Raw genomic sequence first — 22,813 nt, forward strand, 5'->3', positions numbered from 1 at the left:
GTAGACGTACGGCGACAGCACAGCTGCCGGTCCCCCGCTGGAGGCCGCTGACATGGACGGCAACCGCATTCCCCGCACCGAGTGCTCCGAGCTCAACGGCCCGCGCACACTCGTCCGGCCCCGTCTGACCCTCGTCATCCCGACGCGCAACGAGCGTGAATCCGTACCGCTGCTGCTGCGCGCCCTGGAACCGGCCTTCGACGGTCTGCCCGTCGAGATCCTGTTCGTCGACGACAGCGACGACGACACGCCGGAGACGGCCGCACGGCACGCGCGGGACTGCCGGATGCCGGTCCGCATGCTCCACCGGGAGAAGGACGCCCGGGAGGGCGGCCTCGCGGGAGCCGTCCTCGCGGGCGCGCGCCACGCCCGGGGCGAATGGGCCCTGGTCATGGACGCCGACCTCCAGCACCCGCCGGAGGCGGCCGCCGCGCTCGCCCGCACCGCCCTGGGCCACAACGTCGACATCGTCGTCGGCACGCGCTACGCGGGATCCGGTTCGACGGGTGACGGGCTCGACGGGCCGATCCGCCGGCTCGTCTCCCGCGGCAGCACCCTCGTCACCAAGGCGGTCTTCCCGCACCGGCTCGCCGGCGTCAGCGACCCCATGAGCGGGCTCTTCGCCTTCCGTACCGCCGCGATCGACCTGGACCGGCTCAGCCCCCTCGGCTTCAAGGTCCTCCTCGAACTGCTCGTGAGACACCCAGGCGCCCGCGTGGCCGAGGTCTCCTACCGCTTCGCACCCCGCGCGGCCGGCACCTCCAAGGCCTCGCTGCGCGAAGGGCTACGGTTCCTGCGGCATCTGGCCCGGCTGCGCCGGCCCGGCGCCACGGGGCGCGCCGAGTCAGGCCGCCACGCCGGACCGGGCCGCCCCGGCATGAGCGCCACCGCCCGGTTCCTGGCCTTCGGGCTCATCGGCGTCAGCGGCATCGCCGTCAACACCGCGGCGCTGTGGTTCTTCCACACCGTCGCCGGCATCCAGCACCTCGTCAGTGCCACGCTCGCCACCCAGGTGTCGTCCCTGTGGAACTTCGCCCTCCTGGAGACGCTCGTCTACCACGGCGGCCGGGGCGGCGGCCGACGCGCGGTCCTCATGCGCGGCCTCGCCTTCCTCGCGCTGAACAACCTGCTGCTGCTCGGCCGGCTGCCCTTCCTGGAGTGGCTGCTCCACACCGGCATGGGTCTGCTCACCGCCAACGTCCTCAGCCTCGTCGCCCTCTTCGTGGCCCGGTTCCTCTTCAGCGACCTGGTCATCTACCGGGGTCCCCGTGACCACGGAGCCCGCCGCGACCCCGTGCGCGTGCTCGTCGCCCCCGGCTCCGTCCCTCCCGGAACCCCGAAGCCCGCCGCCCCCACGCAGGCCGCCGCTCAGGCACCCACGCAGGCCCCCGCCCCGGAGCCCAAGTCCTCCGCCGGCCACCCCAAGCGCCCCCGGTACCTCACCTACCGGTACGACATCGCCGGCACCGTCACCATCGGCTCCCAGATCCGCCTGCCCGAGCTGGAGTTCTTCCGCGCCCAGTGGGTGCCGCCGGACGCCTGCGACATCACCGTCCGGGTCGGCGACGTCGGCCGCCGGTTCCCCCGCCACCGCGCGGTCATGACCGAGATCCCCGGCCGCGGCGCACCGCAGCCCACCACCGTGCAGTACGAGGAGCAGCTCGGCCGCCTCGGCGCCAACTTCCGCGTCGACATCGGCGACCCCGTCGCCGTCCTCGTCAGCCCCTTCCTGGCCCGCTCCCCGCACGTCGTCTACACCAACGTCCTGGAGGCGCTGCTCCGCTTCGTGCTCGTCGCCCGCGGCCGGATGCTCCTGCACTCCGCCTGCGTCGAGCTGGGCGGCACCGGCGTGATGCTCTCCGCGCTGACCGACACCGGGAAGACGTCCACCGTCCTGCGGCTGCTCAGCGAGCACGACGGACGGTTCCTGTCCGACGACATGACCGTCGTCGACGCCCACGGCAACGCCCTGTGCTTCCCGAAGCCGCTCACCATCAGCGCGCACACCCTGCACGCCGTGCGCTCCGACGACCTGACCCCGCACGAGTGGCACCGGCTGCAGCGGCAGAGCCGCCTGCACTCCAAGGAAGGCCGTTCCTTCGCCTTCACCCTGGCCCGCCACAACCTGCCCATCATGAGCATCAACGCCGTCACGCAGATCCTCGTGCCCCCGCCGAAGTACGCCGTCGACCGGCTCGTGTCCTGCCGGCTGAGCAGCGCCGTCAAGGTGACCGAGCTGTTCGTCATCGAACGCGGCGCGCCCCGGCTGAGCGACCTCGGCCACGAGGACACCGTCAGCCGGCTGCTCGTCAACACCGAGGACGCGTACGGCTTCCCGCCCTTCCGGTACTTCGCCCCCGCCATCACCGTCGCCGGGCTCGACCACGCCCAGCTGCGCAGCCGCGAGCGGGAGGTCCTGACCGGCTTCCTCTCCGGCGTGCGTTCCCGTGTCCTGGCCTCCGACCGCTTCGGCTGGGCCGACGAGATACCCCGGCTGCTCGCCGCGGACCGGCCGGCGACCAACGGCCGCCCGGTTCCCGCGGCCGACGGGCACCCGTGGCCGCACTGGGAGCCGGAGACACCGGAGAGCGCGCCGCCCCTGCCGATACGCTCCGGCGTCCTGCCCCCGTACCCCGTCCTCCGGTCCGACTCCGGCGCGTCCCGTGAGAACGACGCCGGCGGGAGGACGCCATGATCCGTCCCGTGTCCTCCCCCTCGGACGCGGCGGCCACCGACCCCGGCGCGCGGCTCACCGGCGGCAGCCCGCCGACGGCGGCCGGGGCCTCGGCCCGTCAGGACCCCCGTGACGACCGCCGGCGCCGCGCCGCCCACTGGGCCGTGCGCAGCGCCCTGCCGCTCACGGCCATCCTCGCCCTGGCCACGTTCCTGCGGTTCTGGCAGCTCACCGAGACCGGCTTCAACAGCGACGAGGCCGTCTACACCGGCACCGCCGCCTCCCTCGCCGGCGACCCGGCCATGCAGGCGGTCTTCCCCGTCTTCCGCGCCCACCCCGTGCTGTTCACCGGCTTCCTGTCGCTGTTCCTGCGCGGCGGCACCGACGACTTCACCGCGCGCGCCGTCGCCGCCGCCGTCGGCGTCGTGACCGTCGCCGTCACGTACCTCCTCGCCCGGAGGCTGTACGGCCGCACGGCGGGGCTCGCCGCGGCGCTGCTGCTCGCCGTCATGCCGTACCACGTGGTGGTGACCCGTCAGGTGCTGCTCGACGGGCTGATGACGCTGTGCGCCACGGTCGCGCTGTACTGCGTCGTCCGGTACGTGCAGAGCGGCCTCGACGGACTGCCCTGGCTGCTCGCCGCCGCGGGGGCGCTGGGCGCCGCGACGCTCTCCAAGGAGACGGCGCTTGTCCTGGTCTGCGGCCTGTACGTCTTCTTCGTGCTCTGCCGCTCGGTGCGGATGCGGCTGCGGCACGCGCTGCTCGCCACGGGCGTCCTCGCCCTCGTCGTCGCCGCCTTCCCGCTCGCGGTGTCACTGGCGGGGCACCGCACCACGGGACAGAACTACCTGCAGTGGCAGCTGTTCCGGCGCGCCAACCACTCGATGGGGTTCTACGCGGCCACCGTGCCGCAGGCCGTCGGCTGGGTCACGCTCGCGGCCGCCGTGGCCGGCCTCGTCCTGCTGCGGCGTCGCAACGGCTGGCGCGAGGGTCTGCTGCTGTGCTGGATCGCGGCGCCGGTGCTGTTCTTCACCCTGTGGCCCGTGAAGGGGTTCCCGTATCTGCTGGCGATCACTCCGCCGCTCGCGGTGCTGGCGGGCCGCTCGCTGAGCGCCCTCGCCGAACTCCGGCCGCGGTCCGGCCGGCTGCGGTGGGGCAGGAAGCTGCGGCCCCGCACCCTGGCCGCCGCCGGCGCCGTCGTCGTCGCCCTCGCCGTCGCGGCCTCCCTCGCCGTCTCCTCGGCGAACCGCATCACCGCCGCCCCGAACGGCAGGTTCCTCGCCGGTTCCGGCGGTCTGCCGGGCGGCCGCGAGGCCGGCCAGTGGGTGCGCGAGCACGTGCCCTCCGGGGCACAGCTGCTCGCCGCCGGCCCCTCGACCGCCAACGTGCTCCAGTTCTACGGGGGCAAGCCCGTCTCGGCGCTCTCGGTGAGCGTCAACCGGCTCCACCGCAACCCCTCGTACACGCCGGTGCCCAACCCCGACCGTGCGCTGCGGGACGGCGAGTTCCAGTACCTCGTCTGGGACTCGTACACCTCCCACCGCGCCCCCTTCTACGGCGAGAAGATCCGGCAGCTGGTGGAGAAGTACCACGGCACCGCCGTCTACACCTCCGCCCTCAAGGTCCCCGCGTCGTCCGCCGACCCGACGCCCACTCCGGCCTTCGTCATCTACCAGGTGCGTGTGTCATGAAGTCGCCGACCGTCCGTCTGCTGGCAGCGCTGGCCGGCGCGGCGCTGCTGCTCGGCCCCACCTCGGCAGCGGCCGCCACCGACCCCGACCCGGCCGCCGGCACCGCCGCCGAGCAACACCGCGCGACCACTCCGATCCAGCACTTCATCTACCTGATGCAGGGCCCCCGCACCTTCGACAACTACTTCGGCACGTACCCCGGGGCCGACGGGATCCCCGCCGGCACCTGCCAGCCGCGCGTCGCCGGCGGCCCCGCCTCGGACTGCGTGAAACCGTACGCCCTGCACGACCGGGCGCCCGCGCCGCTCTCCCCGAGCCGGAGCATCATCACCGCGCAGATCAACGGCGGGCGCATGGACGGCTTCGTGTCCGCGTACACCACGCAGGGCCGGGACGGCACGCCCGCCATGGGCCACTACGACGCCCGGGACCTGCCGTTCTCCTGGGCCGCCGCCCAGCGCTACGTGCTCTTCGACCGGTTCTTCTCGTCCGTCCCGTACGGCACCGCCGCCGAACGCTCCTACTGGGTCTCGGGGTCCGCCCCCGCGGCCGCGGCCGACGGCCCCACCATCTTCGACCGGCTCCAGCAGGCTGGCGTCAGCTGGAAGTTCTACGTCGAGGACTACCGGCCCACCGAGAACTTCCGGGCGCCCGGCGCCACCCAGCAGGTGCGCGTCCCGCTGCTCGGGCACGCCCGCTTCGTCGACGACCCCGCCCTCGCCTCGCACATCGTGGACCTGGACCAGTACTACCGCGACCTCGACAGCGGCACCCTGCCGTCGGTGGCCTACATCGCGGGCACCGGCTCCTCCGAGACCTCCGCGCGGTCCGTCGCGCCCGGCCAGAAGCTCATCCGCTCGCTGACCACCCAGCTCGCCCTCAGCCGGTACTGGGACAGCTCGGCCCTGCTGTGGAGCTACGACGGCTCCGGCGGCTGGTACGACCACGTGGCCCCGCCGGCCGCCGCCGACGGCCCGCGCGGTCTGCGCGTACCGGCCGTCCTGGTCAGCCCCTACGCGCCGGCCGGGCGCGTCGACCACCAGGTGCTCGACTCGTCGTCGGCGCTGCGGTTCATCGAGGACAACTGGAACCTGCGGCCGCTCGGCGGGCGCGACACCTCCGCCACCGGTCTGGCCGCCGCCTTCGACTTCTCCGCCGCTCCGCGGCCCCCCGAAGTCCTCGCCGTCCCCCCCGCGCGGCCCGCCGTACGGCCGGTGAACGCGACGCCCGTGTACGGGATCTACGGCGGGGCGCTCGGCGCGGCCGCGCTGATCGTCGCCGGCACCGCCGTGCTCGCCGCCCGCAGGCGCTCCGCCGCGACGACGGCCGCCACGGGACCCGCCGAGCCGGCCGCCACGCCGGAGGAGCCGTCCAGGACGCCGGAAGGGAGCACGCCGTGAACCGCCGTAGCGCCCGCCGGCACCTCGTCTCCCTCCTCGCCTTGCTCGCCGCCCTGCTGCTCGCCGCCGCCGGGCCCGCCGTGCACGGACACGCCACCGCCGGGACCACCCGCCCGTACGCCGGCGCCCCGCCCGTGACCGTCACCTTCCGCACCGTCCCGGCCGTTCCCGGGGTCCGGCTGGAGTTCGCCGGCACCACCCTCGTCACGGGCGCGGACGGCACCGCCTCGTACACCGGTCCCCACACCGTGGCCCCCCAGTCGCTGCGGCTGCTCGACACCTCCGTCGACACTCCGGACGCCCGCTACCGCTTCACCCGCTGGGCCGGCCAGCGCGATCCCGGCCAGACGTTCCGCACCCGGGTCGACGGGCTGCCGCTGCGCGCCGACTACACCATCACGGCCGGGTTCACCGCCCAGTACCCCGTGACGGTCTCGTTCGCCGACCAGCACGGCACGCCCCTCGACCCGTCCCTGGTCTCCTCGGTGAAGGTCAGGGGCTCCGACGCCCGCACCTCCGACCTGTCCGTCACCGGCACCACGTGGCTGAACGGCATCGTGCCCGTCTTCCGCGACAGCCGCCTGACGCCCGTCCCGGTCGACTACACCCTGCGGAGCCTCGTCTACGACGGCGCCGAGATCGCCGACGCCGGGCGGCAGGGCTTCCGGCCCGGACCCGACCGGCACCTGACGCTCACCGGCAACTTCCACGACCTGACCGTCACCGCCCACGACGCGCTGTTCGGCTACGCCACCGGCCAGAAGGCCACCGTCACCGGCCCCGGGGGGAAGACCTACGCCGTGTCGCTCGGGTCGGACCACACCGCCGTCCTGACCCACCTGCCGCGCGGCCCGTACACCGTCGACGTCGACGCGTCCGGTGGAGCCACCAGCCAGCGCGCGATCCAGCTGTCCCAGAACGTCACCGCCGACGTGACGGTGGTCGGCCTGGCCGACATGCTCGTCCTCGGCGGCGCCGCCCTGCTGCTCGTCGGGCTGCCGATCGCGATCCGGATGGGTCTCCGGCGCCGGGCCCGCCGCACCGCCGCGGACCCGGTGCCCGACACCGGGACGACGGAAGAGGACGTGCCACCGCGGCGACCGGAGCCGTCGGGGAGTTCCGGGAGCCCGCCCGGGGCGGCGACCGGATGAGGCTGTTCTGGGCGCTCCTCGCCGCGCTCGCGCTCTGCCTGCCGGGCGCGGCCGCCCCCGGCCCCCCGCCCGCCACCCCCGCGGGCGACCCGTCCGCTCCGCCGCTCCTCGCGTACTACTACCAGTGGTTCAGCGCCGGTTCCTGGCAGCGGGCCAAGACCGACCTTCCGCTCGCGGGCCCGTACTCCAGCGACGACACGCAGGTGATCGACCGCCAGATCGCCGAGGCCCAGTCCGCGGGGATCGACGGGTTCGTCGTCGGGTGGAAGCAGGGCACCGTGAACGACCGGCGGCTGCGCAAGCTCGTCGACGCCGCCGAGGCCAGGCACTTCAAGCTCGCCATGATCTACCAGAGCCTGGACTTCTACCGCCGCCCGCTGCCCGTCGCGCAGGTCGCCGCCGACTTCAGGTACTTCCGCGACCACTTCGCCGACAGCCCGGCCATGCTGCGCGTCGGCGGCCGCCCGCTGACCGTCTGGAGCGGCACCTGGCAGTACTCCCACGACGACGTCGCCCGCGTCACCTCCGCCGTCCGCGGCGACCTGAGGGTCCTGGCCAGCGAGAAGAACGTCGACGGCTACCGCCGGATCGCCGACGTCACCGACGGCGACGCCTACTACTGGTCCTCGGCCGACCCGGAGGCCACCCCCGGCTACGCCGCCAAACTCGTGGCCATGGGCCGGGCGGTGCACGCCGACCACAAGATCTGGCTGGCTCCCTGCGCGCCCGGCTTCGACGCGCGGCTCGTCGGGGGCACCAAGCCCGTCCCGCGCCGGGACGGTGCGACCCTGACCGCCGAGTACGACGCGGCACTCCGCTCCGCGCCCGACGCGATCGGCCTGATCAGCTGGAACGAGTTCTCCGAGAACACCTACGTCGAGCCCTCCCGCGCCTACGGGGACCGCTACCTCCAGGTGCTGCGCGACCTGCGGGGCGTCCGGGCGACCGCCGTGTCCCGGACCGACCCCGGCGGGTCCGGGGACGTCCCCCACCGGTCCGCCGCCGGGGCCGACCCCTCGCGCGCCTACTGGGCGTTCGCCGGTCTGGCCGCGCCCATGCTGCTGATCACCCCGCTCGCGGTGCGCCGGCTGCGTGCCACGCGGAAGAGCGGGCCCGCCCCCGCCGAGGGGCGGGAGACGGGCCCTTGAGGAGCGGTCAGCAGGTCACCGGAGTGGTCGTCCCGGCGGTGTTCCCGGCCAGATCGCGCGCCCTGACCTCGTAGCTGTACGAGGCCGGGCAGACGGCCGTCTTGTCGCTGAAGGTGAGCACCTCCCGCGGGACGGTCGCCATGTACGTCCCGTTGCGGTAGATGTCGTACGTCGCGAGCTGCCGGTCGTCGGTGGACGCGCCCCACGTCAGCTTCATGGTGGTGGAGGCGGGGCGGGTCACCGTCAGCGGGGACGGAGCCGACGGCGCGGTGCCGTCGGCGGAGAAGTCGTAGGTCTGGGCGTCGAACTGGTTGCCGAGGGAATCCGTCGGCGTGACCGTCAGCGTCGAGCCGTTGACCGAGACCAGCAGGAAGTGGTGCACTTTGGCGTCGCCCGCGGGAATCGGCGTCGAGGTGGGGCAGCGCTTGCCGACGTTGGAGCTGTACGACCAGCCGAGGGCGTACGCGTCCGTCGGGTCGCAGCCGTGGCCGCCGACCGAGCTGAGCTTGGCGCCGCCGCCGCCGGTGACGTAGCTCGGCACACCGCCGGGAGGGGCGACGTTGCGCTGGTAGATGTGGGCGTGGCCGTTGAAGACCAGGTTCACGCCGTTGTCGTGGAGCAGCTGCTCCAGGGTGTCGGTGCTGCCCGGGTTGTTCTTCAGGTACTCGTCGTCCGGCTCGGTCGGGTCGTCGGAGCGCAGCGGGAAGTGGAAGGCGGCCACCTTGACGCCGCCCGGGTGCGCGGCCAGGTCCTGCTGGAGCCATTGGTACTCGGCCGAGGTGGTCGCCCAGTGGGCGGCGGCGTCCATCTGGTAGGTGGCGCAGTGGTCGGTGCCCTCGCAGTTGTTCCCGTCGGCGGTGCCGGTGTTGCTGTCGCTCCAGGACGCGTCGAGCACGTAGAACCGGACGCCGCCGCTGGTGAAGGCGTAGTACGTCGTCGGGTAGCTCGCCGGGGTGCTGCCGAAGAAGGACGGGTAGCTGACCTGGGAGTAGACACCGTCGGAGGCCGCGGTGACGGCGGGCTCCGGCCAGGTCGGCAGGAGGGTGGTGGTGCGGCCGTGGTTGCCGTTGAGGGCGAACATCGGGATCTTCTGGCCCGGCGCGGCGTAGTACTCGGGCGCGAAGACCCCGCTGATGTTGACGCCGGACTGCTGGAGGTCGCCGTAGTTGGTCTGGCTGCCGCTGGGGTACGCCACGTCGCCGGTGGACAGCGTGAAGCGGGCGCCGCTGGCGGCCAGCCGGGACAGCACGTTGGCCTGGTCCTGGTTGAGGGCGCCGCTGTTGACGCCGTTGCTGGTGGTGTCGCCCCAGTCGCCGAGCACGGCGAACGTGAAGGGCGTGGTCGAGCCTTCCGGCACCATCGTGCTGAACTCGGGCGAGGGGTTGGTGCCGAGCAGGTCGATGGGCGTGGCGTCGCCGGTGTAGACCCGGTAGCAGTACGGGGTGTCGGGGCTGAGGTTCGGCACGGTCACCGAGTTGGTGTACCGGGTGAGGCCGTTGACGGTGATGGTGGTGCCGAGCACGGTGGACGTGACCGAGTTGGCCGTGCAGTTGCCGAGCGGGCCGTACTTCACGGTCTGCCGGCTGCGCGTGGTGGTCGCCCACGTCACGCGGACGGAGGTGGGCGTCAGGTCCGTCAGGTAGGGGGCCCGGGTGAGGACCGGCGAGGCGCCGGGCAGGTCGGCATGGGCGGCTGTGGGCACGCCGAGGGCCGCCGACAGTGCGCCGAGCGCCACGGCGGCGCCGGCGAGATGGAGGCCGCGGCGTCTTCCGCCGGATGCGAGCACAGGCATGTCACGGGTCCTTTCAGCCTCCGCTGCGGCCGGTCGAGTGCGTCGGCCAGGAGACGGGGGGACGGAGGCACCCTCGGGAACGTAGGCGCGGCCGGGGGCCGGGACGGTCCGGCGCGGCCGGACCGCGCCCTCCCGGCCGCCGCATTCACTCGACCGGGGGCCCGTGGCGTCGGCCGGTCGGGCGACAAGGCGTGTCCTTCGGTCTCGCCTCCCGCCCGGTACGGGAAGAAGGGGACACACCCATGCGCTCCCGCACCCGTGCCGGGGGTCGCCCGATCGCCGCCCCCTTGGAGGCCCCCCGTGCCGGCACGCGACTCTCACGAAGCCACCCGACGCCGGTCCGCCGGTCGGCTGCGCGTGGCCCTGGCCGCCGCGGCCGTCGCCGCTTCGACGGCCGTCGTGCCCGTGACGCCCGCGGCGGCGACGCCGCCGCCGCACGACGACGGGCCGGCGGCCGACCGCGCCTACGTGGCCAACGCGACGGCCAGGACCCTGTCGTTCCTCGACACCGACGACCGGACGGTCACGCACACGGTGAGCGTGCCGTCCGGCGCGGCCGACGTGGCCGTCTCCCGGCAGCGGCACCGCGCCTACGTGACCGGCGGCAGCGGCTCGCACACCGTCAGCGTCATCGACACCGTGCGGGCCAGGGTGGTCCGTACGATCCGGGTCGGCGACCGGCCCGAGGGGGTCGCGGTCAGCCGCGACGGCCGGCGCGCCTATGTCACCAACGCGGACTCCGGCACCGTCTCGGTCATCGACACCCACCGGGACCGGGTCGTGCGCACGCTGCGGGTCGGCGCCTTCCCCAAGGGCGTGGCGGTCTCCCCGGACGGGCGCCGCGTCTACGTCGCCAACCTGCTGTCCGGCAGCGTGTCGGTGATCGACGCCTTCCCCGGCCGGGTCGCGGCGACCGTGCCGCTGGGCTCCGGTTCCGCCCCCTACGGCACCCGTACCGCCGCCTACGACGTGGCCGTCAGCCCGGACGGCAGCCTGGCGTACGTGAGCACGGGCAACGGCACCGACTTCGTGTCCGTCCTCGACACCCGTGCGGCCACCGTCCTCGACGCAGTGCCGGTCGAGGAGGGCGCGGAGTCGCTGGCCGTGGCGCCCGACGGCACGTCGGTGTACGTGACCTCCGGCTTCGGCAACGACCGGGTGTCGGTCATCGACACCGAGGTCGGCGAGGTGGCGCGCACCTTCCGCGTTCCGGGCGGTTCGGAGGGTCTCGCGCTCGGCTACGAGGGGCAGCAGCTGTACGTCGCCACGGGGCTCGGCTCGCAGTCCACGGTGTTCGTCGACACCGAGACCGACCGGGTCATGGGCACGACGACGGTCGGTGCGGGACCGATGAGCGTGGCCGTCGAGTCCGAGCCGGAGCCGGTGGCTCCGCTGGCCGCCACCAGGCACCGCGTCCACTGGAAGACGGCGGGGAAGGAGACCGGCAAGCGCTGACGGGACGCGTCGGGGCCATGGCGGCCGCGCGCATGCTGCCGCACCCGACTGCGGTGTCCGACCACATACGCGGCTGACCAGTGCCTTCCTACGGTGTGGCGACACCGAAACGTCCCCGCACATGCTATGAAGACGAGCCGGTACGCGTCGCCGGAGGCCAACTACTAGCCCGCCAGATGGTCACTCGCAGCAACTGAATCTCCCGGCGCCGACCGCCATCCGCCGGCCGTCGGTCTGACCGCGGCACACCTCGCGCGGCATGCGTGCGACAGGCGGAACGCGTGGTGCCCCGAGCCGGCCGGGGCACCACGCCCTCGCGCTCATGTCAGATGGCTTCGAGCACCGACTCGAACTCCAGCGGCAGGTGCAACTCGGCCTCCATGGTGAAGACGGCGTCCACGAGCAAGCGCAACCGTTCGAGAGCGTCCGGCACGGGGCGCTACCCCGGCACGCATGGGCTGCCCTGCTGCACCGTGCGCAACCCCGAGACCGGCGAGCTGATGGACCAGCTGCGCTGGAAGCCGTGGACCCCGCCGTCTTCCAGTTCGCGCACGACGCAGGGATCCACACCGCCCAGGTGTCCTCCCCGATCTTCGAGCAGACCCCGCTCACCAAGGTCACGCTCAGTGGCGGAACGTTTCACGGGCGACTCTCCGGCGAGGAGCGCATGACTCCGACGCCTGGCGCGGCCGGCTGATGTTCGTCGACCGGCTCGTGCAGCGGCTCGCCGAGCAGCTGCCGCCCCGCTCGGCCCTGTACGTCACGGCCGACCACGGCATGGTCGACATCCCCTTCGACGAGCAGCACCGCATCGACTTCGACGAGGACCGGGAGCTGCGCGCGGGCGTCGCCCTCCTCGGCGGCGAGGGCCGCGCCCGGCACGTCTACGCCGTGCCCGGCACCGAGGTCGACGAGCGGGTGTACGGCCGGATCGGCGACGTCGTCGCCGCGGCCCACGACGACGTGGCGATCACCGCCTCCGTCAACGAGCCCAACGAGTCCGCGATGGTCGGCATGCACGGGTCCATGACCCCGCGGAGCAGCTCGTCCCGCTGCTCGAAGTCCGCTCCTGACCCCGCGCCGGACACCCTCCCCTCCCACGACCTGAATCGAGCAGCTCCAGGTCGAGGCCCTGTGCTGGTGCGGCGCCCGTGCCACGCACAACGCCCGTACGGTGGGCGGCGAGATGGTCGTCGAGGGCGAGCAGGTCGTCGTCGGCGACGTGAACCGTCCGGCGGAGGAGATCGGTTACGAGGTCCTCCGCCGCCATCACCGCAAGCGGATGACGTCGGCCTCCTCACAGGCCGGCGCCCTTTCCCCGGACGTCCTCCCGGTCAACCACACCTGACGGCTCCAAGGCGCTTTTGTCCACGAGCCGGGCCCGCCGGCGGTGGCAGGATCGTGCACGGTGCGGAGGCAGGAGCATGCCAACGGGGAGTCCTGTGGAGGAGGGGGTTCGCTGCGATGCTTCTGATGTGGTCGGGGATCTCGTCCCGGGCACCTCTGAGGAACGGCGCCGGGGCGCCGGGAGGGAAGAACCATGACGCGTACCGCCACCAGCAAGGCCGCCCGAGGGATCGCGGCGGCGATGCTGACCGCGCTGGCGACGACAGGGGCGTTCACCGCCCTCGCAGGGAGCGTCACACCGGCGGGTGGTGACGCCGTCGCAGTGGCGGGCGGTGACGCCGTCGTAGTGCCGGGCGGCTGTCTCGACCCCCTGAACGCGTGCTGGGTCAACGGCTGGCAGGAGAAGAAGCCGGGCACCTGATCCTGTGCGGCGAGCCCGCCACGGGGGTGGGTCCAGCGGTCCGGGTGCCGAGCACGACGCGCGGCCCACCGCCTTTCCAGTACCTCGTCACCGACCGACCGTGGAGCACCACCGATGCACCGCATGCAGATCCTGGGAATCACCCCTGCGGAGGAGCAGACGTACCGCCACCTGTTGAGGCATCCCGGCAGCGGCGTCGCCGAGATCGTTGCCGCGCCTTGGCACCCGTCCGGGGCCGGTGCGGCTGCCGTGGGGCGGCTGAAGGCTCTGGGCGCCGTGGTCGAGAGCGACGGAGCGCTGTGGCCGGAGGAGCCGAAGGCGGTGGTGGGCCTGCTGGCCGAGCGGCTGCTGGCCGAGCTGCACACCATCACCCGCAGCCTTGCCCAGGTCTACACGGTGGTGCGCTCCCTGGAGGACGAGGCAGCCGCCGCCGGCCGGCCCGAGGAGGGTGACACGCCTCCGCAGGACAGCCGGCTGGTGGAGCGGATCACCGATCCCGCCGCGTTGCGGGCGAGGGTGGAGGCCCTCGCCCTGAGTACCCGCTCCGAGGTGCTGGCGGGTGGGCTCTGCGAGGAGGTCGACCGCCGGGTCCTACGGCTGACCTTGCCGCTGGGCCTGCGGATGCTGGGGCGCGGCGTCACCGTGCGGCTCCTGGTGCGGCAGTCCATGCTTGCCGACCCGGTGGTCGTCGCCCACCTGCGCCGACTGGCCGACGCGGGCGCTCGGGTGCGGGTGCTGTCCTCCTCGGACAGCCCGATGGCGGTGTGCGACGGCGGGACCGCGCTGGTGCCGGTCGAGCCCTCGGACATCGCCAAGGGCGCGTTCGTCACGGCTGAACCCGGCATGGTGAGCACGGTCGTCAACCACTTCGAGCGGCTTTGGGCGGACGCCCGGGAATTCGGGGACGGCTGACGGCCGGGTCACGCCCCGGCTGTCAGACCCACCGACTGTCAGACCCACCCTCGTTCTCGGGCCAGCAACGCCGCATGGGCGCGGTTCTCCGCACCGAGGAGCCGCATCAGCTCCGATATGTGGCGGCGGTAGGTACGCAGTGCGGTGCCCACCTGGCGGGCGCCGGTCTCGTCCTTGCCGACCGTGCACATCGCCCGCAGCACCTGTACTTGCAGATCGGTCAGTTCGGGATCGCTCGACGAGTCGTCCCCCTGCCCGACCAGGTCGGTGAACTCCTCGGCCCCCGCCCACAGACGCTCGAAATTGTTGACGACGGTGGTGACGATCCCCTCCTCGCTCGAACAGAGGGCGCCCTTGGAGGTGTTCTTCGGGTCCACCGGCACCAGCGTGGTGTGGTGGTCGTACACGATCATCAGCTCGCTCAGGTCCTCGACCACCCGGATCCGGGCCCCGGCGGCGGTCAGTTCCTGGAGGTAGGCCCGCGTGGTGTCGTCCGCCACCGCGGAGGCGCGGACCAGGTTGCGCAGGACGACGCCACGGCGCAGGCAGCGCAGGTCGAGAGGGCGGGAGTGCTTGATGTTCTCCAGGGTGAGCGCGTCGTAGGGCTCGGAGGCCAGAACCTCCACACGAGCGAAGAACGCCAGTTCGTCCAGACGTTCGCGGATGGCCGATAACCCCATCAGCCTTTCCACCGGGGCGTGTTCGGAGTTCGGGCCCTGGTCGCGCGCGTCACGCGCCAGGGAATCCACGATGGGTTTCAGGTCGGACAGCGTGCGGATGGTGCTGTAGAACTCCTCCAGGCGCTGCTGGGCCAGCCGGTTGACCACCAGGTCCGGCTTGTGCGGCCACGCCTTGCCGTCGTCCTCGCGGATGACGTGCAGTTCCCGCAGCCGACGCACCGCTGCTTCCAAGCAGAGGGGTTCCTGTCTCAACAGGACGTGCACTTCATCGAGTTCGACGCCGGGGTTGCGCAGCAGGTGCCGGTAGAGCTCCTCTTCCGCCGCAGTGAGACCAAGGACCGCCATGTGGTGCACGAGCAAGAGGCACTCCCGTGGGAGAGGACGTCGGGAAGGATCCGGCCGGCGCTTACTGCAGGAATTGTAGAAGGGAGGTGCCCGAAGGGTAAAGGTTTCCCCAGGAGCCCCTGGTGACTCAGCAGTAGGATCTCCGGTGCAGAAGCAATCAGGCCGGATCCTGCATCGGGTTGGCCGTATCTGGCCAACAGGCCTTGTTCCTCACCGCCTTGAGCGCTGCCATATTCGGTCGTGAGGGAGGTGTGGTGCTGACCACACGGCGCGAGGGGGACACGATGCCGCCGGCGGCCCCTGCGGCCCGGGGCCGGTACCTGCCTCGGCACTTCACACGAGAGGTGGCAGAGCCAGATGCTTTTCCGACTGCTGGGGCCTGTGAGGATCGCGGGCGGTGCCGAGACGCAGTCGGCAGCCCGCCGCGCGCTGCTCACCGCGCTGCTCCTGCGCCGGGGACAGTTCGTCGGCATGGGCGAGCTGACCGAGCTGTTGTGGGACGACCCGCCGAGCTCGGCGGTGGCCAACATCAGGAGCCACCTCACCGGACTCCGCCGCGGCCTGGACTCCGCGCTGCCGGGACTGAGCAAGCGGCTGACCACCAGCCGCGGCGCGGAGACCGGGTACGCCCTCAGCGTCGACGCGGACGAACTCGATCTGTCCTGCTTCCTGAAACTCGCCCGGAAGGGCAAGGAACTGCTCGCCGCGGGCGACCACCGGGCCGCGGTCAGCCACCTGGACGAGGCCCTCGCCCTCTGGCGCGGCCCGTTCGGCCAACGGCTTCCGGCCACCCGGTGGTTCCACGCGCATACCGTGGGCCTCAGCAACACCCGCTTCGAGGCCTGCCAGGACTTCTTCACCGCCTGCCTGCTGACCCACCGGACCGAGATGCTGTCGTACCGCATCGAGACCGTGCTGGCCGAGGCACCCTACCGGCAGCGGCTGTGGCAGTTGCTCGCCGCCACCTACTGCGCGCAGGGCGACGTGGCCGGCGCGCTGGGCGTGATCGAGCGATGTCGGACCGTCTTCGCCGATGAACTGGGCCTGGACGTCCCTCCCGGCGTCGAGGCCATCCGGGCCGCCGCGCTCACCTGGGACACGGAGCAGGCGCACCGCCTGGTGGCCGAGATGGCGCGCCAGTGACGGCGGGCGTCCGGTCGGCCGGGGCTCGGGTCCGACGGCGGCTTCGGTCGCTCGCGGTAGGGGAACTGGTCAACGTCCCGTTGCAGACGGCCGTCTGGTTCGGCATGGTCGGCGTGCCGACGACGGCCGCCAACCTCTTCGGGTTCGCACTGGTCACGCTGCTCCTGCTGGAGGGCGCCGCGTACTGGACGGTCAAGCTCCGTGCCCTGTCCGCCGGCAGCGGCGCTCCGCTACCCGGGGCGGCGGTGTTCGCCGCCGCTCGGGTGGTCAACCTGGTGCTGCTCGGGCTCGGCCTGCCGCTCACCGTTCTCGCGGTGGCCGACGCCCCCGGGACCGGAAGCATCCCAGGCCTGCTCTTCACGCTCTTCGCCGTCCTGGAGCACGTCAACTATTTCCATACCCAGCTGATGTACGACACTCCCGAGGACCGGCGCAGCCGCCGCAGGAACGGGCGGCGCCGGGCACATCTGGCCCGCGACCTGGAGCGGGCCCGGAAGCTCGGGACCGGGCAACCATCCGCCGACGAGGTCGGTCGCTCCTGACGTCTCGGTCGCACCGTGACCGGCCCGGTCACGGTGCGGCCTTCAGAATCTCGTAGAGGTCGGACGCGGCGGCCCGGGGTCCGTGCACCGCGCCGACCCCGGTGGCGTTGAGGACCACCTCGTCCACGCCGAGCGCCCGGTAGGCGTCCAGCCTCTGGTGGATCTCCTCGGCCGTCCCGTAGAGGAAGATCCCGCCGTCCACCAGGGCTCGGACGTCGTCGGGCCCGCCGTCGCCGGTGATCCGGATCCCGGCCCGCCGTAGGACGGCCTGGTAGTGGGGGAACTGGATGTGCCCCCCGCAGGTCGCCCGCAGCAGTTTCGCCATGTCCCGGTCGGGGCCCGCCAGTGCCACCGGAACATAGGCGGTGACCTTGACCGGCTGCTCCGGACGCCGCTCCTTCGCGCTCCGCAGAGCCGGGATCAGGAACTCCTCGAGGTACGCCGCCGAGGCCATCCAGGTGATGGCCACATCGGCGAGTTCTCCCGCGAGTTCGGCCATCCGCTCCCGCAGGACGCCGAGGCCCAGCGACACCTCCGGCTTGTGGAACGGCATGAGCTGCGCCTTGGCGGAGAAGATCTCCCCCTCGCGGTCGCTGATCCCGCCGTCCAGCAGGTCCCGGACGATGGTGACGTACTCCCGGCAGGCGGTGAGCTGACTGGGGTAGGGCCGTCCCATGGCGCAGGTCTGCGCGGCGAGCGAGCCCGGACCGTAGCCGGCCACCACCTCGTGCCCGGTGGCCAGCGCCACGGACCGGGCCTCGATCGCCGCGTTGTACGGCGAGCGGTAGGGCATCAGCGACACCCCGAACCCGGCGGGCACCCTGACTCCGGAGCCGGCCAACCAGCTCACGATCTGATGGCTGTCCAGAACGAGACCCTGGCCCTGCCACAGTCGGGCCGCGCCACCCCATTTGACGAGATTGGCGAAGGGGATCACCTGCTCGGGGCGGGTGGCGTTGACGGGGAGGAGGATCGAGTGCCGCATCCCGGCAGCCCTTTCGACGAGTGATGGAGCGGATGACAGGCGGATGGTCAGCTCCGGGAAGGCGCGGACAGTTCCAGCGGAAGGCGCAGACCGGCCGGGTCTGCGCCGCTGAGCAGGGCATCGACCATCAGGTCGGTGTCACCCACGCCGGCCCAGCCGAGCATGTAGCCGATCAGTGAGGTCCGGCCGGCCGCGCCGGTGAAGTAGCCGTCCTCGCGGATCCGGCCGAGGACCTCGGTCTGATGGGCGGCGGCCCGCTCGAACAGGTCCGCGCGCCCCAGGGTGCGGCCCGCGCCGATCAGGCACTGGACGACGCCGCTGCTGCCGTGGCAGACGGAGAGGTCCACCGCGCGGCCGGGCGCCAGGGCGGTCGCCCGTCCGACCAGATCGGCCAGCCGGGACTCGGTCAGCCAGTCCTCCCGGCCCGCCGCGGCGAGGATCTCCGAGCCGGCAAGGAGGAGGCCGGCAGCGCCCTTGCACCAGCCGTGCTCCACCGGGACGCCGTCCCGCTCCCAGCGGCCGACCAGCCAGTCCGCCGCCTCCTTGGCGGTGCGCTCCACTCCCAGTACGGATCCGGTCCGGGCAGCCGCCCAGCGCAGTCCCAGTTCGCCGTGGGCCAGGTCCGACCAGTGGGCGTCCCGCTCCCTGCCCAGGTGGGACAGGGTCAGGTCGGTGAGCCGCTCGACCGTCGCGGCGTCGGCGGGGAAGGAGGAGCCGTCGCGGCGGAGACGGTCGAGCAGGACCATCAGCAGCCCGGCCGGGCCGTTGGAGAGGTCGGTCTCCAGCTCGTCTTCCGCCGCGCGGTCCTGGAGGGCCTGGAGCAGGCCGGTCATCCGGGCGGACGCGGTCTCCGGGTCCTCGGGGCGGACCAGCAGAAGCGAGGCGGCCCCCGTGAACACCGACTCGGGGCGCTGCAGCAGCGCCTCGCCGTACTCGGCGAGCAGGGTGGTGAGCCCCCGGTCGGCGCTGCCGGCCGGACCGGCCAGGCTCTCGTCGCGGGCGGCGGCGCGGTTGAGGAAGGAGACCACGCCGGCCGAGTCGTGGAAGGAGACGAAGTTGCCCGGGGTGATGGTGGAGGCGTCGCGGTCCGGGCCGATGCCGCCGACCCAGCCGCACTCCTCCTGCCCGCCGGGACCGGTGACCGGCACCCGCACCTCGGCGATCCGGCCGGCGATCGCCCGCCACCAGACGCCGGGACGGGCCCCGGCCAGCAGGTGCCCCCCGAAGACCCCGGAGGCCGAGAGCCCGCCGGGCGCGTCCTCGCCGCACAGCTCGCCGAAGCACTCCTCAAGGAGGAAGTGGTGGTAGGCGTCGGTGCGGGCCGCGTTGTGGGCGACGCCGCGCCGGGCGAAGTCCAGCGCGGTCGCCGAATACACCCCGGGGGTCGACCCGTTGACCGTGCCGAGCGCGTCGGAGTCGCCCCGGGTGACGAAGTACGGCACGTTGCCGTGGCGCAGCGAGGCGCGTTCCGCATCCGCCGCGAAGCGCTCCGCCTCCGGGGACAGGTAGTCCTGGTGCATCTTCAGGAGTCCGAACAGCCGCTCGGCCTCCTTGGGGTCCACCAGGTACTTCGGGTGGGTGGAGGCGTCGATGAAGCGGCCGTAGATCATGGTGGAGCGCAGCAGCAGCCGCGCCGGCACCTCGGGATGGGCCTCCAGGACGCGGGTGACGGCGCCGTCCCGCAGGGCCGTCAGGGCTGCACGACAGCCGGCCAGGATGGCGTCGAACCACTCGGTGGCGACCAGGTGCTCCTCGCCCAGCCGGGCCACGTTGGCACCCTGCCGGTAGCTGAAGGGCTCCCGAGACACCGAGATGGCGTCCGTTCCCGGGTCGCGGATCACGGCGCTGGTCATGGACGACGGCTGGTCGCCCGCCACCCCGACGCCCGCCATGATGAAGTCGACCGGCGAGGTCGGGTTCACCATCGGCACCAGCATGGTGGAGGCGACGGACAGCTTGGTGTGGTTCATCAGCACGTCGGGGAGCGAGTCGTCGCCCACCCCGGCGTCCGGCCGGAGCATGGTCTCGGTGTCGATGACGCACGGGTGCTCGCCGCAGGCCAGCAGGTTCTCGTCGTGCAGGTCGGTGGCGCCGATGGCGCCGAACAGCACCGCCAGCGCGCCGATCCGGTAGAAGTAGCGGTCGGGCTGGTCCGCCTGCTCCATGGCGGCCGGCACGGTGAACTCCTGCCAGCCGTGCGTGCCCACGGTGAACGACCGGGGGACGCAGCGGGACAGCGAGTGCTCCAGGTACGGGCCGACCGCCCGGTAGAGGTCGCGGACGAAGTCGTCCGCGGTGAGCGGCCGCGGCTTGAACACCAGCCGGGTTCCGTTGGCCAGATGGAGAATGTGTACCTGACGGTTGTCGTTGTGCAGGTCGGAGCCGCTGGGCGAGATCGCGGACAGCAGCCGGCCGTCGCCGCCCGGCTCGCCGAGCAGTCCGGCCTCCGCCAGCAGCGGGTGGTCGTCGGCGAAGGCGGTGAGGAACTCTCGGTAGGCGTCCAGGGAGTGCGACAGCATCGCGGTCAGCCGCACCCGCAGCACCGGGTACTTCTCCAGCAGGGCGTCCGGGACGCCGGGCTCCTCCAGACGGGCCGTGAAGCGGCGCAGGGCGGTGTCGCCGTCGGACTCCATCGGCAGGCCCAGCTGCTCGCGGAAGGCATGGAACTCGCCGATGAGCATCCGGTAGGCCTGCGTCTCCACCGTTTTCAGCAGCGCCTCGTGGGCCTGGTCCAGCACGCTGTCGCGGCGGTCCGGGGCGGCGGCCCGCAGCAGCGGCTCTCGCAGCTCCTTCTCGACCGCGGACCGGGGAACCACATGGGAGTAGAAGGGGAGGAAGGCTCCGATGGCCACCGTGCTCTCGTTGCTCTCGTTCATGCCCCGGCACCCCCCACCAGCAGTTCGGCCGTCGGGCCGGCCTCCTCGGCTGTCGCCGCGTACAGATCCCGGTACACGCTGCCTCCGTCCATGAGTTCTGAATGTGTTCCTTGCTCGACGATCCGCCCCTGGTCGAACACATAGATGAGGTCGGCGGACTCGATCGTCGACAGACGGTGCGCGATGACGATCTGGGTGGCGCCGATTCCCTCGATCAGCCGGGTCACCCGGCGTTCGTTGACCGTGTCCAGGGAGGCGGTGGCCTCGTCCATGACGAGGATGGACGGCCGCTGCAGCAGGGTGCGCACGATCGCCAGCCGCTGCCGCTGCCCCCCGGAGAAGTTGGAGCCCATCTCGGCGACCAGGGTCTGCAGACCCATCGGCAGGTCGTCGAGGAAGTCCAGGATGCCGGCCTCGCGGCAGAACTCCCGGACGGTCTCCTCGGGGATGTCCTGACCCAGGGTGAGGTTCTCCAGGATCGACCGGTTGTGCAGGTGGACCTCCTGCGGGATGTAGCCGATCACCCGGCGCAGGGAGTCACGGTCGTACTCGGCGGCGTCCCGGCCGCCGAAGCGGACCGAGCCGGAGGTGGGTTCGTGCAGGCCGCAGACGATCCGGGCCAGGGTGCTCTTGCCCGACCCGGAGACGCCCACCAGGGCGACGCGGGCGCCGGCCGGGATGTCCATGGTGACGTCGCGGACCACCGGTTCGCTGTGCCGGGTGTAGCGGAAGGACACCTGGTCCAGCTGGACCGAGGCGGACTCCGGTTCCTTGCGGTCGCCGCCCGGGCCCTCGGGTTCGGTGCGGGTGATGTCGCTCAGACGGGACATGTAGCGGCTGGTCTCGGTGAACTCCGCGTACGCCTGGAACACCGAGGTGGAGATCGCGAAGTAGGTGGCGGCGACGGTCTGCACCGCGATCGCCCCGCCGATGCTGATGGTTCCCCGGCCGACGAAGTAGAGGCTGGCGAGCAGCAGCAGCAGCGGCCCGAACATCTGGATGGTGGCCGCCACACCGGTCACCCGGCCCTGCTGCAGCCGCATCCGCGCTTTCATCGCGTCGAGGGAGGCGGCGTAGGTCTCGCGCCAGGTGTCCAGGTACTCGTCGGCGTAGCCCCCCATCTTGATGGTCGGGATGGAGACGATGGCGTCCAGCTGCAGCGACTGGCTCCTGCCCAGGTGGGTGATCTCCATGTCGACCGCCTCAAGCACCCGCAGTCGGGTGGCGGCCAGATAGCCGGCGTTGGCCAGCACCAGGGCGAGCGCCATCAGTCCGAGCCGCCATTCCACGTACAGCAGGTAGCTGCTGACGCAGACCATGGTGCCGACGTCCAGCACGCCCTGGGCGACCCGGGAGGAGAGCATGTCGCGGACGGCGTTGACGCTGCCGAGCCGGAAGAGCAGCTCGCCGGGCTGACGGGTGGTGAAGAACCGGTACGGCAGCGACAGCAGCCGGCTGAACGCGTGGTCCATCAGATGCCGTCCGAGCACCGACACCAGCGAGGACAGCAGCAGGATCCTCAGGAGATGCAGCAGGTAGTAGCCGACCGCGGCACCGGCCACCATGCCGATGACCCACAGATGGTCGCCGAGCTCCCTCCAGCCGGAGAACCGGTCCACGGACCACTCGGTGAGCAGCGGGATCCCCAGCACCGCGGCGTAGGCGGCCAGCGACAGCACGCCGACACCGGCCATCCGGCGCCCCGCGCCCTCGGGCAGCAGGGGCATCGTCCGCCAGTCGGCGAAAGGCCGGCGGCGCAGCCGGCGGAACGCGGGCCCGGGCTCGGCGGTGACGACCACGCCGCTGAAGTGCTGGGCGAGTTCGTCCGAGGTCACCCGGCGGCGGCCGACGGACGGGTCCATGACGACGGCCTGATCGCCGTCGAAGCTCTCCAGGACCACGAAGTGGTGATCGTCCCAGAAAAGGATCACGGGCGAGTCGAACCGGGTGAGCGCGGCGACGCTCTTGGCGCTCAGCAGTCGGCTCCGCATGCCGCGGGACTCCAGGAACCGCGCGAGCTGCCGGGCGCTCAGGCCGTCCCGTCCCGCGTCCATGTCCTCGCGGACCTCGGAGATGCCTTCGTCCCGCCCGTAGTAGCGGAGCACGGCCACGCAGCAGCACAGACCGCACTCGGTCTGGGCGACCTGGGTGACGGCCGGCACGCGTCGCGCGGTCCGACGTGATTCCGGGCGAGCGCCCATGGCTACCGCACCTCCGGGTTGTGGGACTTCGGGCAGGAAGAGGGGTTTGC

15 protein-coding genes and 2 pseudogenes are annotated in these 22,813 nt (G+C 72.5%); 12 read left to right on the top strand and 5 right to left on the bottom strand.

All coding sequences use genetic code 11. From position 1 onward, the window contains the following. Positions 1–52 precede the first annotated feature (52 nt). From ACFYX3_RS34940 to ACFYX3_RS34960, 5 genes are read left to right on the top strand one after another with little or no spacing between them, the layout of a single operon-like run. Positions 53–2,695: a glycosyltransferase gene (locus ACFYX3_RS34940; protein WP_389022392.1), complete on the top strand. Its 2,643-nt coding sequence runs from the start codon at positions 53–55 to the stop codon at positions 2,693–2,695. After that, positions 2,692–4,365 (top strand): ArnT family glycosyltransferase, encoded by a 1,674-nt coding sequence (locus ACFYX3_RS34945; RefSeq protein ID WP_389022397.1) that lies wholly within the window; start codon positions 2,692–2,694, stop codon positions 4,363–4,365. Before ACFYX3_RS34940 ends, ACFYX3_RS34945 begins: the two co-directional genes overlap by 4 nt. Continuing rightward, positions 4,362–5,765, top strand: a complete 1,404-nt coding sequence (locus tag ACFYX3_RS34950) for an alkaline phosphatase family protein (RefSeq protein ID WP_389022400.1) — start codon at positions 4,362–4,364, stop codon at positions 5,763–5,765. Before ACFYX3_RS34945 ends, ACFYX3_RS34950 begins: the two co-directional genes overlap by 4 nt. Then, positions 5,762–6,916: a hypothetical protein gene (locus ACFYX3_RS34955; RefSeq protein ID WP_389022403.1), complete on the top strand. Its 1,155-nt coding sequence runs from the start codon at positions 5,762–5,764 to the stop codon at positions 6,914–6,916. Before ACFYX3_RS34950 ends, ACFYX3_RS34955 begins: the two co-directional genes overlap by 4 nt. Further along, on the top strand, positions 6,913–8,064 hold the full coding sequence (locus ACFYX3_RS34960) for an endo-1,3-alpha-glucanase family glycosylhydrolase (RefSeq protein WP_389022406.1): 1,152 nt from the start codon (positions 6,913–6,915) through the stop codon (positions 8,062–8,064). Before ACFYX3_RS34955 ends, ACFYX3_RS34960 begins: the two co-directional genes overlap by 4 nt. Positions 8,065–8,071: 7 nt before the next feature. On the opposite strand, the gene ACFYX3_RS34965 is transcribed toward ACFYX3_RS34960, so the two are convergent. Further along, complete coding sequence (locus ACFYX3_RS34965) at positions 8,072–9,856, bottom strand: fibronectin type III domain-containing protein (protein ID WP_389022409.1); 1,785 nt, start codon at positions 9,854–9,856, stop codon at positions 8,072–8,074. Positions 9,857–10,156: 300 nt separating this feature from the next. Here ACFYX3_RS34965 and ACFYX3_RS34970 point away from each other — a divergent pair, with 300 nt between their 5' ends. From ACFYX3_RS34970 to ACFYX3_RS34990, 5 genes and pseudogenes are all read left to right on the top strand, one after another. Next, positions 10,157–11,311: a cytochrome D1 domain-containing protein gene (locus ACFYX3_RS34970; protein WP_389022412.1), complete on the top strand. Its 1,155-nt coding sequence runs from the start codon at positions 10,157–10,159 to the stop codon at positions 11,309–11,311. A 341-nt stretch (positions 11,312–11,652) separates the two neighbouring features. Then, a pseudogene (locus ACFYX3_RS34975) lies at positions 11,653–12,384 on the top strand (alkaline phosphatase family protein); the annotation flags it as partial. A gap of 35 nt (positions 12,385–12,419) precedes the next feature. After that, positions 12,420–12,659 (top strand): annotated as a pseudogene (locus tag ACFYX3_RS34980) (thymidine kinase); the annotation flags it as partial. Positions 12,660–12,851: 192 nt separating this feature from the next. Then, positions 12,852–13,079 carry a hypothetical protein gene (locus ACFYX3_RS34985; protein WP_389022415.1) on the top strand — a complete coding sequence of 76 codons (228 nt, stop codon included), beginning with the start codon at positions 12,852–12,854 and terminating at the stop codon, positions 13,077–13,079. Positions 13,080–13,202: 123 nt separating this feature from the next. After that, a complete protein-coding gene (locus tag ACFYX3_RS34990; RefSeq protein ID WP_389022418.1) occupies positions 13,203–13,991 on the top strand; it encodes a helix-turn-helix transcriptional regulator in 789 nt (262 codons plus the stop codon). Between the two features lie 38 nt (positions 13,992–14,029). On the opposite strand, the gene ACFYX3_RS34995 is transcribed toward ACFYX3_RS34990, so the two are convergent. Next, positions 14,030–15,016 (bottom strand): helix-turn-helix transcriptional regulator, encoded by a 987-nt coding sequence (locus tag ACFYX3_RS34995; RefSeq protein ID WP_389022421.1) that lies wholly within the window; start codon positions 15,014–15,016, stop codon positions 14,030–14,032. A 357-nt stretch (positions 15,017–15,373) separates the two neighbouring features. On the opposite strand from ACFYX3_RS34995, the gene ACFYX3_RS35000 reads away from it, so the two are divergent. Beyond that, positions 15,374–16,159, top strand: a complete 786-nt coding sequence (locus tag ACFYX3_RS35000; RefSeq protein WP_389022425.1) for a BTAD domain-containing putative transcriptional regulator — start codon at positions 15,374–15,376, stop codon at positions 16,157–16,159. Positions 16,160–16,239: 80 nt separating this feature from the next. Next, on the top strand, positions 16,240–16,701 hold the full coding sequence (locus tag ACFYX3_RS35005; protein WP_389022428.1) for a hypothetical protein: 462 nt from the start codon (positions 16,240–16,242) through the stop codon (positions 16,699–16,701). A 28-nt stretch (positions 16,702–16,729) separates the two neighbouring features. Here ACFYX3_RS35005 and ACFYX3_RS35010 read toward each other — a convergent pair whose 3' ends face one another. Genes ACFYX3_RS35010 through ACFYX3_RS35020 form a run of 3 tightly spaced genes read right to left on the bottom strand, consistent with a single transcriptional unit; the run spans position 16,730 to position 22,724 of the window. Continuing rightward, positions 16,730–17,686, bottom strand: coding sequence for an LLM class flavin-dependent oxidoreductase (locus tag ACFYX3_RS35010; RefSeq protein ID WP_389022431.1), 957 nt, complete (start codon positions 17,684–17,686; stop codon positions 16,730–16,732). Positions 17,687–17,733: 47 nt separating this feature from the next. Continuing rightward, positions 17,734–20,562: a type 2 lanthipeptide synthetase LanM gene (gene lanM / locus ACFYX3_RS35015; protein WP_389022434.1), complete on the bottom strand. Its 2,829-nt coding sequence runs from the start codon at positions 20,560–20,562 to the stop codon at positions 17,734–17,736. Further along, entirely contained in the window at positions 20,559–22,724 is a 2,166-nt protein-coding gene (locus ACFYX3_RS35020) for a peptidase domain-containing ABC transporter (protein ID WP_389022437.1), read from the bottom strand. The genes lanM and ACFYX3_RS35020 overlap by 4 nt, the downstream gene beginning before the upstream one ends. Between the last annotated feature and the right edge of the window lie 89 nt (positions 22,725–22,813).

Origin of the sequence: Streptomyces sp. NPDC002463 (assembly GCF_042889835.1) — a bacterium.
In the GTDB taxonomy this organism is placed as follows: Bacteria; Actinomycetota; Actinomycetes; order Streptomycetales; family Streptomycetaceae; genus Streptomyces; species Streptomyces nymphaeiformis.